Annotated in this window: 11 protein-coding genes; 10 read left to right on the top strand and 1 reads right to left on the bottom strand. The window is 61.5% G+C overall.

All coding sequences use genetic code 11. The features are described from left to right. Window positions 1-153 precede the first annotated feature (153 nt). Window positions 154-1,551 (top strand): alpha/beta hydrolase family protein, encoded by a 1,398-nt coding sequence (locus I2I01_RS14375; RefSeq protein WP_196287174.1) that lies wholly within the window; start codon window positions 154-156, stop codon window positions 1,549-1,551. A 184-nt stretch (window positions 1,552-1,735) separates the two neighbouring features. Here the strand turns inward: I2I01_RS14375 and I2I01_RS14370 are convergent, their stop codons facing one another. Beyond that, the gene (locus tag I2I01_RS14370) at window positions 1,736-2,635 is read right to left on the bottom strand and encodes a carboxypeptidase-like regulatory domain-containing protein (protein ID WP_196287173.1); all 900 of its coding nucleotides are present in this window, start codon (window positions 2,633-2,635) and stop codon (window positions 1,736-1,738) included. A 225-nt stretch (window positions 2,636-2,860) separates the two neighbouring features. On the opposite strand from I2I01_RS14370, the gene I2I01_RS14365 reads away from it, so the two are divergent. From I2I01_RS14365 to I2I01_RS14325, 9 genes are all read left to right on the top strand, one after another. Beyond that, window positions 2,861-3,139 carry a FeoA family protein gene (locus I2I01_RS14365; RefSeq protein WP_196287172.1) on the top strand — a complete coding sequence of 93 codons (279 nt, stop codon included), beginning with the start codon at window positions 2,861-2,863 and terminating at the stop codon, window positions 3,137-3,139. A 9-nt stretch (window positions 3,140-3,148) separates the two neighbouring features. Continuing rightward, on the top strand, window positions 3,149-5,311 hold the full coding sequence (feoB, locus tag I2I01_RS14360; RefSeq protein ID WP_196287171.1) for a ferrous iron transport protein B: 2,163 nt from the start codon (window positions 3,149-3,151) through the stop codon (window positions 5,309-5,311). Between the two features lie 175 nt (window positions 5,312-5,486). Next, window positions 5,487-7,883 carry a TonB-dependent receptor gene (locus tag I2I01_RS14355; RefSeq protein WP_211537960.1) on the top strand — a complete coding sequence of 799 codons (2,397 nt, stop codon included), beginning with the start codon at window positions 5,487-5,489 and terminating at the stop codon, window positions 7,881-7,883. Between the two features lie 222 nt (window positions 7,884-8,105). Further along, window positions 8,106-9,248: a PepSY-associated TM helix domain-containing protein gene (locus I2I01_RS14350; RefSeq protein WP_196287169.1), complete on the top strand. Its 1,143-nt coding sequence runs from the start codon at window positions 8,106-8,108 to the stop codon at window positions 9,246-9,248. A 282-nt stretch (window positions 9,249-9,530) separates the two neighbouring features. After that, complete coding sequence (locus I2I01_RS14345; RefSeq protein WP_196287168.1) at window positions 9,531-10,778, top strand: efflux RND transporter periplasmic adaptor subunit; 1,248 nt, start codon at window positions 9,531-9,533, stop codon at window positions 10,776-10,778. A gap of 313 nt (window positions 10,779-11,091) precedes the next feature. Further along, on the top strand, window positions 11,092-12,417 hold the full coding sequence (locus tag I2I01_RS14340) for a TolC family protein (RefSeq protein ID WP_317196893.1): 1,326 nt from the start codon (window positions 11,092-11,094) through the stop codon (window positions 12,415-12,417). A 110-nt stretch (window positions 12,418-12,527) separates the two neighbouring features. Further along, window positions 12,528-13,196 (top strand): ABC transporter ATP-binding protein, encoded by a 669-nt coding sequence (locus tag I2I01_RS14335; protein WP_196287590.1) that lies wholly within the window; start codon window positions 12,528-12,530, stop codon window positions 13,194-13,196. A 164-nt stretch (window positions 13,197-13,360) separates the two neighbouring features. After that, window positions 13,361-14,620, top strand: a complete 1,260-nt coding sequence (locus I2I01_RS14330) for an ABC transporter permease (protein ID WP_196287166.1) — start codon at window positions 13,361-13,363, stop codon at window positions 14,618-14,620. 149 nt (window positions 14,621-14,769) lie between these two features. After that, on the top strand, window positions 14,770-15,969 hold the full coding sequence (locus tag I2I01_RS14325) for an ABC transporter permease (RefSeq protein WP_196287165.1): 1,200 nt from the start codon (window positions 14,770-14,772) through the stop codon (window positions 15,967-15,969). Window positions 15,970-16,015 lie beyond the last annotated feature (46 nt).

Here is a 16,015-nt window from a genome sequence, read left to right as displayed (position 1 = left end):
TTATAAGTTTATTATGATAATAGCGAATGAAATTGATGTTTTTACAGACCTATTGAGTTGCCGCTGGCGCGTTGCGAACAAGCCCGATTTTAGGGCATGAGGCAGTTATTGTGTATCTTGCAGATGCCATAACTGGATTTGCATTAATACGGGATGAAAAAGTGTTTACTCGGGGTTCTGCTACTGTTGAGCATACTAGGCGCGGGGGGAGCCAAGGCGGCCGGCACGCCTGCTGAAGAGGTGCTGCCCCTGGGCGGCTTGTGGAAAGGAAAACTGCCCCTGCTGGGTGGGCAACTGGACGTGACCATCAGCGTGGTGCCGCTGTCGAACGGTAAATTTTTTGCCGCCCTCGACGTGCCTGCCCAGAAAGTAAGCCGCATGGAAACCGAGCTGACCGTGCGCGGCGACTCGGTGCTGATGCGCATGCCGGGCGCCGACAGCCGCTTTGCCGCCCGCTTCGACCGCACCAAGCGCGAGCTAAACGGTACCTGGACGCAGGGACAGGAGAAATCGACGGTGCGCCTGTACTATTTCCCCATGCCCACCGTCACGGGGCCGGGCACGCGCCTCACGCCGCCGTACCGCGAAGAGGAGGTGACCTTCAACAACCCCGTGGGCCGGCTAAACTTGGCCGGCACCTTCACCATTCCGGCTGGCAAAGGGCCGTTTCCGGCCGTGGTGCTGGTGAGCGACGTGGGCGCACAGGACCGCGACGGCACCATCGGCGACTACCATCTGATGGGCTCGCTGGCTGATTACCTCACCCGCCGGGGCATTGCCGTGCTGCGCTACGACGACCGGGGCGTGGGCAAATCGGGGGGCAACACCAACACCGCCACCACCGCCATGCTGGTGAGCGACGTGCAGGCCGCCCTCAACTTCCTGCGCTCGCAGCTGGAAATCAACATCAACCGCATTGGCGTGATAGGCCACGGCGAAGGCGCCAACGTGGCCCTGCTGGCGGCTGGCAAGCCGCTGCCGCCGGCCTTTGTTATCTCGCTCGCTGGCTATGGCCTCACCGGCGAGCAGACCTTACTGCAGCAGCTGGTAGACGAGCAAAAGGCGCAGAAAATAGACCCTGCGAAAGTGCAGGCCGCCTACGAGCGCCAGCGCACCATGTACGACATTATGCGCCAGACGGGCACCCCGCAGGCCCAGGCCATTGTGGCCAACATGATGCGGCAGGACCAGCCCAACCTCGACGCCAAAGCGGCCCAGGCCCAGGCAGCCCAACTGCTCACGCCTTGGCGAACCTATTTTTTGTCGTTCGACCCTATCGCCGAACTGGATGAGGTGAGCTGCCCGGTGCTATTGCTCAATGGCACCAACGACTTGCAAGCTCCGGCCGAGCTGCATCTCACCGCGCTGGAGAAGGAGCTGCGTAGCATCAACCGCGGCACTGTATCCAAGCGCCTGCCCGGCGTCAACCACTTGTTTCAGCCCCCCAAAACCGAATGGACCTTGATGAACGGCGAAATGCTACCCCTGTTCTCGCCCGCCGCATTGGAAACCATCCGCGAATGGATTGTGGGCCTGGGCGTGAAGAAGTAGTCCGAACCGCAGATTAAGCAGATTGAACGGATTTCACAGATTCTAACGGCTCTGCTGCTGCACAAAAAAGGCCCTACACAAGTAGGGCCTTTTTCTTTTATGACTTTTGCAAAGCTAGAATGACCCGAACAGCGCAGCAATGAATCTGTGAAATCCGTTCAATCTGCAGAATCTGCGGTTCGGACTACTTAATCATGTCCACCTCAGCCTTAATCATGGCGTTGTAGCGCAGGCCCTGCCCGTTGGAGGCAGTGATAAGGCTCCAGCCCTTGCCAATGGAGTAGTTCCAGGTGCGGCTTTCTTTAAATTCAAAGGTGGGGCGCATAATCTGGCCGTAGGGCGTATAGTCGTCCATGAAGTTGGTGGCGAAAAACTTGTCGCCGCTCACCACCCATTCCATGGCCACGAAGAAGCCTTCCTCCGGCGCGCTGATGTTGTAGGGCGTCAGGTCGACGGTGTACCACTGCCCGCCCTGCGGGGCCGACACGACGACGTTTTCGGTGAGCAGGTCGGTGTTGGGGGCGTTGTAGTTACCATCAGCCTTGTAGAGGCGCACGCGGAAGGGCTCGCGCGGAAAGCCGTTTTCGCCGATGTAGAACGACACCGTCCGCACGTTGCCTAGCTTTTTCTTCTTTTCATTCTTGACGAAAAAAGCATACTGGCTGCCCGGCAGGCCCTGAATCATGCCCTCGCCCGGGTTGTCGGATTTGGCGCCGAGGCCCAGGTTTTTCACCTTGCCACCCTTCACCGTCACGTTACCCAGCTCGACGGCCCGCTTGGGCACCTCGATGGTGAGGTTGGTCAGGGCCACGCCCTTTTTCACCAGCACGGCCCGGCGGGCGTAGCCCAGCGCCACTACCACCAACGAGTCGGCCGTGTTTTGCGTGGGTGCCGGCACAATGAAGATGCCGTGCTCGTTGCTGAGGGCTCCGATTTGCTCGTTTTTCAGGCCTATCGAAGAAAAAGGCAGCGGCTCCTTGGTGTCTTTGTCCACAATTACACCCTTAATCTGAACTTGCTGGGCCCAGCTGGATGTGGTAAAAGCAGCTATAAATAATGCTAATAGAAGTAGGCGTAAGGACATAGGATGCGTGATAGAACGGACAAAATTACAAATTAGAGGGCGGAAAGTTATTAGAAATATTCAGCACATACAACCATTCCCTTAAAGCTGGAGCTTGAATGACCTAAAAAGAACGTGCTGGCCGCCCTTTGAACGACGAAGAAAAAATGTTGTAAGTCGAGAAGCTTTTGCAGTCGTACCTTTGTTTGTATTGTTTCTAAATAAGTACTAACGCCCTTCCCACCCGTGGCTCTTTTCCGTCGTTCTGCCCCCAAACCCACGGCTGCCGCTGGCTCCCGGCGCTCGGCCCAAGACCTGCGTCTGGGCGAAACGGGTACCATCTGCTGCCTCGAAGACCCCGAAATGGCCTTGAAGCTGCTGGAAATGGGCTGCATCCCCGGCGTGCAGGTGCGCCTGAGCGGCCGTGCGCCCCTTGGCGACCCGCTGATGCTGGTGCTAGGCGACCAGGAGTACACGCTATCGGTGCGGGCCAGCGAGGCCGCCACGATTATGCTGAAGGACTAACGACAAAGAATGGCGGCAACGATGAGCAATCCGGCGGAGGTAGCCGACGGCCAGGTGGCCGCCACGGCCGCCGCACGCCCAGTCCGCATTGCCCTGATTGGCAACCCGAATAGCGGCAAAACGTCGCTTTTCAACCAACTCACCGGCCTCAACCAGAAGGTGGGCAACTTCCCCGGCGTGACGGTGGACCGCAAAACCGGGGTGTCGCAGCTCACGGCCACCCAACGAGCTGAGATTATTGACCTGCCGGGCACCTACTCGCTCTACCCCAAGAGCCTGGACGAGAAGGTAATAACCGACCTGCTTTACGATAAAGGCGCCGATAACTACCCCGATTTTGTGGTGGTGACGGTGGACGCCAATAACCTGCGCCGCAGCCTGCTGCTGTTCACGCAACTCGGCGACCTGGGGCTGCCGGCGGTGCTAGCCCTGAATATGATGGACGTTGCCGAGCGCCACGGCGTGAACATTGACCTGCAGGCGCTGGAGCAGGAATTGGGCGTACCCATTATTCCGATGAATGCCCGGAAGGGCATTGGCGTGGCGGCCCTCAAGATTGTGATGGCCCAGCGGCTGGATGCCCCGCCGGTGCGCTGCTGGGAACCGACCGAGGAGTTGCTGCCGCTGGTGCGCCAGATTCGCTACTACTTCAACCTGCACAACGACTACCTGGCGCTGCACTACGCCCAGCAGTTCCGGCAGATTGGCTTCCTGAGCGCCGACGAAAAGGCGCACATTCAGGAGCTGACGCAGAAATACGGCTTCGATGCCACGGCGCAGCAGGCGGCTGAAACCATTGCCCGCTACGCCCGAATCAACGAAATCCTGCTAGAAACGGTGACGGTGACACGCACCGAAATCCGCGAGCCGGTGAGCAACCGCATCGACAAGGTGCTGACGCACCGCGTGGGCGGCTACCTGATTTTTCTGGGCATCCTGTTCCTGCTGTTTCAGGCCATTTTTGCCTGGGCGCAGTACCCTATGGACTGGATAGACCAGGGCATCTCGGCCCTGAGCGCCACTATTCAGGAGAACTTCCACGGCCCACTCGTCCGGCTGCTGACGGAGGGCGTGCTGGCCGGCCTGGGCGGCGTGCTCATCTTCATTCCACAGATTGCCTTGCTCTTCGGTTTTCTGGCGGTGCTGGAGGAAACGGGTTACATGGCCCGCGTTACTTTTTTGATGGACAAGCTGATGCGTCCATTCGGGCTGAGCGGCAAGAGCGTAGTGCCGTTGATTTCGGGGCTGGCCTGCGCGGTGCCGGCCATCATGGGTGCGCGCACCATTGAGAGCTGGAAGGACCGGATGATAACCATCTTCGTGACGCCGCTGATGTCGTGCTCGGCCCGCATTCCGGTATACACGGTGCTGGTGGCGCTGGTGGTGCCCGACCAGGCCGCCTGGGGCATTTTCAACCTGCGCGGCGTGGCCCTGATGGGGCTGTACCTGCTGGGCTTGTTCTCGGCCCTAACCTCGGCCTGGGTGCTGAAAACGGTGCTGAAGGCTCGTGAGCGGAGCTACTTCATCATGGAGTTTCCGGTGTACCAGTGGCCGCGCTGGAAAAACGTGGGCCTCACCATCTACCAGAAAGTGCAGGCCTTTGTGCTTCAGGCCGGCCGGGTGATTGTGGCCATCTCGGTGCTGCTGTGGGTGCTGGCCAGCTACGGCCCCGGTAACCGCCAGGAAACGGCCGAAGCCCAGGTGCGCCAGGAAGCCCCAACACAGAAATGGGACGAAGCCGAAACCAGTCGCCGCGTGGCCTCGGCCCGGCTGGAAAACTCCTACGCGGGCTCTTTTGGGCGCGCGCTGGAGCCGGCCATCCGGCCGCTGGGCTACGACTGGAAAATCGGCATTGCGCTGCTCACCTCGTTTGCGGCGCGGGAAGTGTTTGTGGGCACAATATCAACCATCTACAGCGTGGGGCAGGATGCGGACATGGGCACGCTGCAAGAGAAGCTGAGTGCCGAGCGTGATGCCAGCGGGCAACCGTTTTTCACGCCGGCGCGGGCGTTTTCGCTGCTGGTGTTCTACGTGTTTGCCATGCAGTGCATGAGCACGCTGGCCGTGACGTACCGTGAAACCAAGAGCTGGCGCTGGCCGCTGGCCCAGCTGCTGTACATGACTGGCCTGGCCTATGCAGCAGCTTTCATAGTATATCAAATACTGAAGTAGTTAATGGCTTTGTTCTTAATGCTGACAAAGTTTATTTAGAATTTGTCTAAATAACGTAGGATTTGCCGGCTCTCTGCCGTTGTTTTGCAGCATCATTTGCAAGACAATTCGCATGAACGTTCCAAGGCTTTTCAACTTTCAATTTGCTATCATATTATTATTGAGCTGGTTTGCTTTGGCAAACGGTGTAGCTCAAGCCCAGGGCACCGGCAGCATTCGCGGTCGGGTTACCACTACCGACGGTGAGCCGGTGGAAGCAGTGTCGGTAGGGGTGCAGGGCCAAACCTTCGGTGCCCTGACCGATAGCCGGGGCCAGTTCAGCATCGGCAACGTGCCGGCAGGCACTTACACGGTAGCCGTATCGGCGGTGGGGCTGAAAGCAGCGCAGCAAGAGGTGACTGTGATGGCCGGCCAGCGCGCTACCCTGGATTTCCGGCTGACCGAAAGCGCAGCCGAGCTGCAAGAGGTGATTGTGCAGGGGGCTCGCACCAATAAATTTAACCGGCCCAGCAGTGAGTACGTGGCCAAAATGCCGCTCAAAAACCTCGAAAACCCGCAGGTGTACGCCACGGTTGGCAAGGAATTGCTAACCGAGCAACTGGTGTTCACGGCTGATGACGCGACGCGCAACGTGCCGGGCCTGCAAAAAATGTGGGACGCCACCGGCCGCGGCGGCGACGGCGGCGGCTTCTATAGCAGCCGGGGCTTCATCGTGAGCAGCCAGCTGCGCAATGGTGTGGCCGGCAACGTGACCAGCGACATCGACGCCGTGAACCTCGAGAAGCTGGAAGTCATCAAGGGTCCGTCGGGCACGCTGTTTGGCGGCGCACTCACCTCCTATGGCGGACTGGTAAACCGCGTGACCAAGAAGCCGCTCGATACTTTCGGCGGCGAGCTGACGGTGGCCGGCGGCAGCTACGCCTTCCACCGCGTGAGCGCCGACGTGAACCTGGTGGACACCAACGCGCCCGCCACCCAGCCCAAAGCCCTGGCCTTCCGCCTGAACACGGCCTACACCTACGAAGACAGCTACCAAACCCGCGGCTATACCGGCTTCAGCAAGAACCTGGCCGTGGCCCCGAGCCTGCAATGGCGCCCCTCCGAGCGCCTGACGGTGAACCTGGACGCTGAGATTTACAAGGGCACGGGTACGGGCAAGCCAATGTTTTTCTTCTATTATCCGTCGGCGGCGCTGGGCTTCGACCGGGCCGACAAGGCACCGCTCGATTACCGGCAGTCGTACACGGGGCCGGGGCTGGTGCAGGACTCGCGCAGCACCAACCTGTTTGGGCAGGTGCAGTACCGCATTTCGCCGGCCTTCACCTCGACCACTTACCTGACCAGCAGCCACAGCTTCTCGAACGGCAACGGCCCGTATTTCTACCTGATACCGGGAACGGGCACCGCTGCCTCCGACCGGCTGGTGCGCGCCGACCAATCGACCGGCAACAGCCGCCGCACGCTGTTTGAGGTGCAGCAGCTGTTCAACGGCGACTTTCAGCTGGGGGGGCTGCGCAACCGGGTGGTGCTGGGGCTCGATTATCTGCGCATCGACCCGCAAATCAACTTTTTGGGTGGCAACATTGACACCATTTCCTTGAATGCCAACGAGGCCACCTTGCGTGCTTTCAACGGCCCGGTGGTGGCCGCGCGGTACGCCGCCCAGGCGCCGGGCCGCTACATCGTCAATGTGAAGTCGAACACCTACAGCGTCTTTGCCTCCGATGTGCTGAACCTGACCGAACGGCTGACCGTGCTGGCCGCCCTGCGCCTCGACTACATTGATAGCAAGGGCGGCTTGTTTTATTCGCCGGTCGAGGCTTACACCCAAACGCTGCTGTCGCCGAAGTTCGGGGTGGTGTTTCAGCCGGTGAAAGACCGGGTGGCGCTGTTTGCCAACTACCAGAACAGCTTCACCAATCTGGGTGTGTACCTGACCCCCGAGGAAACCTTTCCGCTGGCCCGGCCGGAGCGCGCCAACCAGTGGGAGGCCGGCGTGAAGCTGGATGCTGCCGGCGGCCGCCTCAGCGCCACGGTGAGCTACTACGACATTTATGTGAAGGACCGGCTGCGCAACGTGGGCTACAACCCCAACTTTGCTTATCGGTCCATCGACGTGCAGGACGCCAACCAGCGCAGCAAGGGCGTGGACGTGAGCCTTGTTGCCAACCCGGTGCGGGGTTTCAACGTGGTGGCTGGCTTCGGCTACAACGACTCCAAGCTCGAAACGCGGGACGAAACCGTGAACGGCCGCCGGCCCAACAACGCTTCCTCGCCCGTGGTGGCCAACGCCTGGCTGAGCTACCGCCAGCCCACCGGCGCCCTGCAGGGCCTGGGCCTGGGCTTCGGCGGCAACTACGCCAGCGAAAACCGCGTGCAGAACACGACTACCAACGTGTTCACGCTGCCCAGCTACACGGTGCTCAACGCCAGCATCTTCTACGACCAGCCCAAGTACCGCATGTCGGCCAAGGTCGACAACCTGACCGACAAGCAATACTGGACCGGCTACACCACCATGAACCCGCAGAAGCTGCGCAGCATCGTGGGCAGTGTGGCGTACAAGTTCTAATGATTGGCCACTAAGGAAACGTTGTGCTGAGCGCAGCCGAACCTTCGCTGCCGCGCCGCTTGTCGTGTTGAACTGTAACATCTTTTTAGGGCAGAACTACTCATTCGACGTTGCTAGGATGATTCCTCCGCCAGCATGGCAACCGCTGCCCGCGAGGTGCTTCGACTGCGCTCGGCACGATGTCCTTCTTTCTGTAACTTTCTTCAACCAACACCTCATCCCATGACCCTCAAGCAAGCCGTTGGCAAGGTGCACCTCTGGCTGGGGCTGGCCTCGGGGCTAGTGGTGTTCATCGTGAGCTTGACGGGAGCCATTTTCACCTTTCAGGATGAAATCCGGGACCTGACTGAGCCTTGGCGTAAGGTGGAAGCTTCGGCAGCGGCGCAACTGCGGCCTTCGCAGCTGCAGGCGTCGGCGCTGGCGCAGCACCCGGGCGTGAAGAAGGAAACCACGTGGGTGACTTATTTCGGAGCTGAGCGCTCGGCCACGGTTTTTTTCACCGACCCGACTGGGGTGCCCACGCAGGTGTACCTGAACCCCTACACCGGGCGGGTGCTGCAAGAGCAGGACCTGCGCTACCATTTCTTTAGCATCGTGCAAGCCATTCACATGACCTTGCTGCTGCCCGATGCGGTGGCGCATTGGGTGGTGGGCGGCAGCGTCATCATCTTTCTGCTGATGCTGGGCACGGGGCTGGTGCTGTGGTGGCCCAAGCGCAAGCAGGAGCGCCGCCAGCGCTTCACCATCAAGTGGGGTGCCCGCTGGCGGCGCGTCAACTACGACTTGCACAACGTGTTGGGATTCTATGCGGCCAGCGTGGCCGGGCTGCTGGCCCTCACAGGCTTGTTCATGGTTTTCCCGGCTTTGCTCGATTCGGCCATGTTGGTGGCCAACGGCGGCCGGACCTACCCGCAGGAAAAAGCGGTGGCTAAAGTGGATACCCTGCAAGCGGTGACAGCGGCCGCGCAGCCCCTGCCCGACGTGGTTTACGAAACCGTGCGACGTCGTTCGCCGGGCGCGGAGATGATGATTGTTGGGCCGGCCAGCAATGGCAAAGACCCCGCGCAGTGCTGGGCATACCAGAAGGCTTTGCACTATTATCACCGCGACGAGTACGCTTTTCACCCGGTATCGGGGCAGGTACTGCAGGCGCGGATGCACGCCGGATTGAGCAACGGCGGCAAGCTCTCGGAGATGAACTACGACCTGCACACAGGGCAAATTCTGGGATTGGGCGGCAAAATTGTGGCCTTCCTGGCCAGTCTGGTTGCGGCCAGCTTACCGGTGACGGGCACCGTGCTGTGGTGGGGCCGCCGGCACAAGAAACCCAAGCCGCAGAAGAGCCGCACGGCAGTGACAAGCTGATAGTGTGGCTTCACGATTTAATGAAGTAAGGGCGGGGGCTTGCCTCGCCCGCCGTTGAACGAGTCGTGCATAAGACATTCAACGTCCAGGCAAAACCAAGCGCCGCCCACAGTTCTGGCTTTGTGCCGAGTGTCCGCTTAAAAGCAAGGTGTTCATAAATGGACACCTTTTTTAATGCACGAATATTTGAATTTGTGGGTAAAATAATGATATAAAGCATTTTATAAAAATGGCACACCGCTTGGCCTTCTATGTAGAAACCCTCCTGATTTCTGCACGAAAATGGACAGAGCTATTGCCGCTTCTACGCAAACCCAACGCAAGCGCCGCCGCTGGCTGCTGGTAGCCGGCCTGCTGGTGCTGGGGGCGGGGGTGGTGCTGGCCTTTCGCACCGTGCTCAAGCCCAGCCTGCGCCGCGGCGACCTGCTGACGGCCACCGTGGAAACCGGAAACGTAGAAGCCGCCATCACCGCTGCTGGCACTATCATTCCCGGCCGGGAGGCAGTGCTTACCAGCCCCATTCAGAGCACCATCCGGCGGGTGGCCGTGGCCGTAGGCACGCCGGTGAAGCCGGGCGAAACCATCTTGGAGCTGGACAAGGAGCTGGCCCATTCGGCCCTGGCCAAGCTCGACGACGAGCAGCTGCGCAACCAGAACAAGAACTCCCAGCTGCAGCTCAACCTAGAGCGCAGCCTCAACGACCTGCGCGCCCAGGCCCAGGTGCAGGCCGTGAAAGTGCGCAGCCTGCAATCGGCCCTGCGCGACGAGCAGCAGTTGCTGAAAATAGGCGGCGGTACCGCTGAGAACGTGCGCCAGGCCGAGCTGAACCTGACCGTGGCCCAGCTGGAAGCCCAGCGCCTGGCCCGCCAGATTCAGACCCAGCAGCGCTCCAACGCGGCCGATGTGCGGGAATTGGGTTACACCGTGTCGATGCAGCAGCGTAGCATTTCGGAGCTGGCCACCAAGCTGCGGCAGGCCAACGTCAGCAGCCAGCAGGCGGGCGTGCTCACCTGGGTGAACGACAACCTGGGCAGCACCGTGCAGGCCGGCGATGCCCTGGCCCGTGTGGCTGACCTGAGCAGCTTTCGGGTGCGGGCCACCATCTCGGACTCGTATGCCGACCAGCTGCACCCCGGCGACTCGGTGGTGGTGCGCATCAACGACACCGACCTGCGCGGCACGGTGGCCAGCATCAGCCCGGCCGTGGAAAAGGGCGTGGTGACGTTTTATGCGCAGTTGAACAACCCGCACCACCCGGCCCTGCGGCCCAACCTGCGGGCCGACGTATTTGTGGTGACGCGCGCCCACCACGGCGTGCTGCGCGTGAAAAACGGCCCCTACTACACGGGCGGCAAGGAGCAGCCGGTGTTTGTGCTGACCGATGGGAAAGTGGTGCGCCGCACGGTGCGCTTCGGCGACAGCAACTTCGACTACGTGCAGATTGTGGGCGGCCTGCGGGCAGGGGAGGAGATTGTGGTATCGGACATGAAAGACCACCTGGACACGCCCGAGCTAACGCTACGGGACTAACGAAGCGGCTGGAACCAATGGCCCGGGCGAGGCGCCTCATCCCGCCTGGGGGACCAGTTAAAATTTAGAGTTGCTCAAATTCAATAACATGCTTTTCTCACCTTTCCACTGCAAAAAAGCTGAAGACGTGAAGACGTCAGGCTCCCCCTCTCCATCGGAGAGGGGGCCGGGGGGTGAGGCGCCACGCCCACGCCGTTGGCTAACGTTTGGGTTTCTGCTACTGCTAGTTCTTCCCGTCGCTGCGCAAACCCCGCTCACTTTAGAAGAAGTAATTACCCAGGCCCTCAACCACTCCGCTCCCGGCCAGCAGGCCGTGACCAGCCGCGAAACCAGCTTTTGGGCCTGGCGCGGCTACCAGGCCAACTACCGACCGCAGCTGGGCCTGACCGGCACGGTACCCAATTTCAACCGCGTGATTACGCCCGTGGTGCAGCCCGACGGCACCACCAGCTTCGAGTCGGTACGCATCAACAACTCCGATTTGGGTCTGACTTTGAGCCAGAACCTGGGCCTGACCGGCGGGCAAGTGTACGTGGGCTCGGTGGTGCAGCGGTTCGATGATTTCAACGGCGGGCAGCGGCGCTACAACAACCAGCCGTTTACCATTGGCATCACCCAGCCGCTGGGGCAGTTCAACGGCTTGCGGTGGGCCCGCGCCATCGAGCCGCTGCGCTACCAGGAAAGCCAGCGCCAGTATGTGGAGGAACGCGAAACCATTGCCCAGCGCGTGACGGAACTGTACTTCGACGTGCTGCTGCAACAGGTGAACGCCGACGTGGCCCGCCAAAACGCCCAAGCTACCGCCGAGCTGCTGCGCATAGGCCAGGAGCGGTTTCGGCTGGGTCGCTTATCGCAGAGCGACTTGCTGCAGCTGGAACTGAACGTGCTGGATGCCCGCCAGGCCCAGACGCAGGCCCAACTCGATGCCCAGAACGCCACCGTGGCCTTGCAGGCCTACACCGGCCTGCCCGGCACCGAGGCACCGGCGCTGGCCGTCCCCACGCCGGCCCCGCAACCCACCGTGCTGCCCACGCTGGCCCTGGAGCAAGCCCGCCAGAACCGCAGCGCCACCCTGGCCTTCCGCCGCCGGCTGCTGGAGGCCGAGCGCACCGTGGCGCAGGCGCACGGCACCACCGGCTTTCAGGCGGCCCTCACGGCCAACCTGGGCTACGTGAACCAGGCCACCACGCTGGGCAACACCTACTTCAACCTGCAAAACCAGCAACAGGTGCGCCTGGCGTTCAGCCTGCCGCTGGTGGATTGGGGCCGCCGCCAGTCCATCATCAAAACCGCCGAGCTGAACCGCGACCAAGCTCAGCGCACCGTGGCGCAGGAAGAGCGCAGCTTCGAGCAGGCCGTGCTGACGCAGGCCAGCCAAGCGGCGGCCCTCAGCGAGCAACTGCGCCTGGCCGGGCGGGCCGATTCGCTGGCCCAGCGCCGCTACGACATTGCCCGCGCCACTTACCTGCTGGGCCGCATCAGCCTGACGGACCTAACCTTGGCCTCGGCCGCGAAGGATGGGGCGCGGCGCGGCTACATTTTCGCGCTACGGGCCGGCTGGGTGGCTTTCTACCGCCTGCGGGCGCTGACGCTGTATGATTTTGAAAAACAGGCGCCTATCCTCGCCGCCAACCGCTAACCGTTGCTTCACTACACGCTTTTCTTACCTTTTTTCTCATGGAAAACCTGCTTGCCAACTCGCCCGAAGCCCGCACGTCGCCGGTCGCGCCGCTGAACGGGGCTGCCCCCGTGCTCCGGCTCACCAACATCGAAAAGGTGTACCAGACGAAGACCATCGAAACGGTGGCGCTGAACCAGGTGACGCTGACCATCAACCGGGGCGAGTTCGTGTCCATCATGGGGCCGAGCGGCTGCGGCAAATCGACCTTACTCAGCCTGATGGGCTTGCTCGATGAGCCCACCAGCGGCACCATTGAGGTAGACGGCCGCCCGGTAACGGCATACACCGATAAGGAACTGGCCAACCTGCGCAATCTGAAAATCGGCTTCGTTTTCCAGAGCTACCACCTGATAAATGACCTTTCGGTGGTGGATAACGTGGAGGTGCCGCTGCTTTACCGCAAGGGCATGAGCGGCAAGGAGCGCCGCCAGCGGGCGCTGCAGGCCCTCGACAAGGTGGGGCTGAGCGCCCGCACGGCGCACTTCCCGGGCCAGCTCTCGGGCGGGCAGCGGCAGCGCGTGGCCATTGCCCGGGCCCTGGCCGGCGGCCCCGAAATCATACTGGCCGACGAGCCCACCGGCAACCTCGACTCGGTGATGGGCGAGGAAATCATGGACCTGCTGCTGGACCTGAACCGCCGCGATGGCGTGACCGTGGTGATGGTGACCCACGACGAGCAGCAAGCGCTGAAGACCGAGCGCGTCATCCGGTTCTTCGATGGCAGCCAGGTAAGCTAACTTACTAAAACAATGAACCCGCAACGCTGGACCTTGGGCCTGCTGCTGGCCGCTTTGGGGGCGGTGCTCGCCCACCGGCCGGCACCGCTCCGGCCGCCGGCCGCGCCTAGCCGGCCCACCTACTTTCTTCTGCAATTCCACTCCTCGCTTTCTCCTGCTCCGCCATGCTTCGTTCTTACCTGAAAATTGCCTGGAAAGTGCTCATGCGCCGCAAGTTCTTCACCTTTATCAGCTTGTTTGGCGTGAGCTTCACGCTGATGATTCTGCTGGTGGTGATGGCCATCTTCGACCATGCGGTGGGGGCCGCTGCGCCGCTGAAGCGCATTGACCGGATGCTGTTTGTGAACACCATCCGCCACCAGATGACGGACGGGCACGGCTGGATGAGCCAACCCGCGAGCGTGCACTTTGTGGACGATTACGTGCGCAAGCTCAAAACGCCTGAGAAGGTGGGCGTCACCACAGTGTCGGCCAATGCGACGGCTTTCACCAAGAGCAAATTGCTGCCGCTGGACATGGCTTATACGGACGGTAATTTCTGGCAAATCATGGACTATGACTTCCTGGGTGGGCGGGCCTTCACGGGCGCCGAGGTGGCGCAGGCGCAGCACGTGTGCGTCATCAACGAGGCCACGGCCCGGGCCTACTTTGGCACCACCGACGTGGTGGGGCGCACCATCGAAATCGACCTAAAGCGCTACCGCGTGGCCGGGGTGGTGCGCAACGTGTCGGCCGCCCAGATATACGCCTACGCCGATGTGTGGGTGCCCTATACCCTGAGCCCGCAGTACATTAAAGATACCCGCTTGAGCGGCGAGTTCCTGGTGGTGCTGCTGGCGCCCTCGGCGGCGGACGTGCCAGCGGTGAGCGCTGAATACCAGCAGATGATGAGGCAGATACCGATTCCGCAACCCAAAGAGGTAAAGGCCATCTATTCTTATGCCGACCCCATCGTGCCGGGCTTCACCCGGGCATTTTTGGGCAACGAGCCCAGTCTGCAAAACGACCAACTCACCAAGTTCTACGCGCTGGTGGGCGGGCTGGCCTTGCTGTTTATGCTGCTGCCGGTGCTGAACCTGGTGAACCTGAACGTGACGCGCATCTTGGAGCGCTCGGGCGAGATTGGGGTGCGTAAGGCCTTCGGCGCGGCCGGTGCCGATTTAGTAGGGCAGTTTCTGGTCGAGAACCTGGTGCTGGCCCTGGTAGGCGGGCTGCTGGGCCTGGGCCTGGCCGCCGGCGCCCTGGCTATTGTAAACGAGGCGCATCCTATTGCCTATGCACATTTTGCGCTGAGTTGGAGTGTGTTTGGCTGGGGCATGGTGCTCACGCTGGTTTTCGGCCTGATGAGCGGCGTGTACCCGGCCTGGAAAATGTCGCGCCTGAATCCCGTAGCTGCCCTGCGCGGCGCGGGCGAACAGAAGTAAGATGCAAGAAGGGGGAGAGAGCGTCATGCTGAGCGAGGCCGAAGCATCTCTACCTCAAGACTAACTCAATCGAAGCAACGAACCGGTAGAGATGCTTCGGCTTCGCTCAGCATGACGTTTTGATTCATTCCTTTTAATTCCTGATTACCATGCTTCGCCATCTTTTTACCCTCATCTGGAACCGTAAGCGGGCCAACCTGCTGCTGATTTCCGAAGTCTTTTTTTCGTTCGTGGTGCTGTTTGGGGTGGGGGCGGTGCTCATCACCGTGGGCAAAAACTACCTGGCCCCGCAGGGCTTCGAGTCCACGCAGGTGTGGCGCCTGCTGGTGCGCGCCCAGCAAGGCCAGAAGATGCCCCGCGCCGAACTCGACGACGTGCTACGCCAGGTGAAAGCCCTGCCCGGCGTGCAAACCGTGGCCCTGACCAGCGGCAACCTACCCTTTACCTTCAACACCAATAACTCGGATTTTACCTACAAGGGCCGGACAACGCCCTTCGCCAACACCTACGACGCCGACGACCACTACGCCGAGGCCCTGCGCCTGCACCTGCGCGAGGGCCGCTGGTTCCGGCCGGCCGACGACGGTACCCACCACCGCCCCGTGGTTATCAGCGAAGACATGCGCCAGTATCTGTTCGGCGACGAGCCGGCGCTGGGCAAAATCTTTACCTATAACATCCCCGGCAAAGTCACCAAGCCCGAAGACGAATTTCAGGTGGTGGGCGTGGTGGACAACGTGCGGATGGAGAGCGACTTCTCAGCGGCCATTCCCTCGGTCTGGAAGCGCCTCATCCCCTACGACACCACCCACTGGGAGACGGCCGCTGTGCTGGTGCGCGTGGCCCCGGGCCAGGGTGGCGTGTTGCAGGAAAAAATAGCCCGCACCGTGGCCGGCGTCACGCGCCAATGGAGCACCGAAGTGCGCGTAATGGAAGACGACCGCCAGCACCGCCGCTTGTTCACGCTGGTGCCGGTAGTGGGGCTGTGCCTCATGGGCTTGTTCCTGATTATCAACGTGGCGCTGGGCTTGTTTGGAGTGCTGTGGTACAACATCAGCCAGCGCCGGGCCGAGATTGGGCTGCGCCGGGCCATGGGCGCTACGGGCGCCGGCATCGGCTGGCAGTTTTTGGGCGAAATGATGGTAGTCACGACCTTTGGCGTGGTACTGGGCGGGCTGCTGGCGGCGCAGTTCCCGCTGCTCCACGCCTTCGACCTACCCGTGCAGCCCTACCTGCTGGCCATCGCGGCAGCGGCCGGCGCGGTCTACCTCATCACGGCCTTGTGCGCGTGGCAGCCCAGCCGGCTGGCGGCTGCCATTCAGCCGGCGGTGGCGCTGCGGGAAGAATAAGATGTCGCTTGTACTCCCTGGGCAACCTCGGCTACTTGCGGTGCAT

The sequence above is a fragment of the Hymenobacter properus genome, from assembly GCF_015694735.1.
In the GTDB taxonomy this organism is placed as follows: Bacteria; Bacteroidota; Bacteroidia; order Cytophagales; family Hymenobacteraceae; genus Hymenobacter; species Hymenobacter properus.
This window is presented reverse-complemented; position numbering and strand designations above follow the sequence as displayed.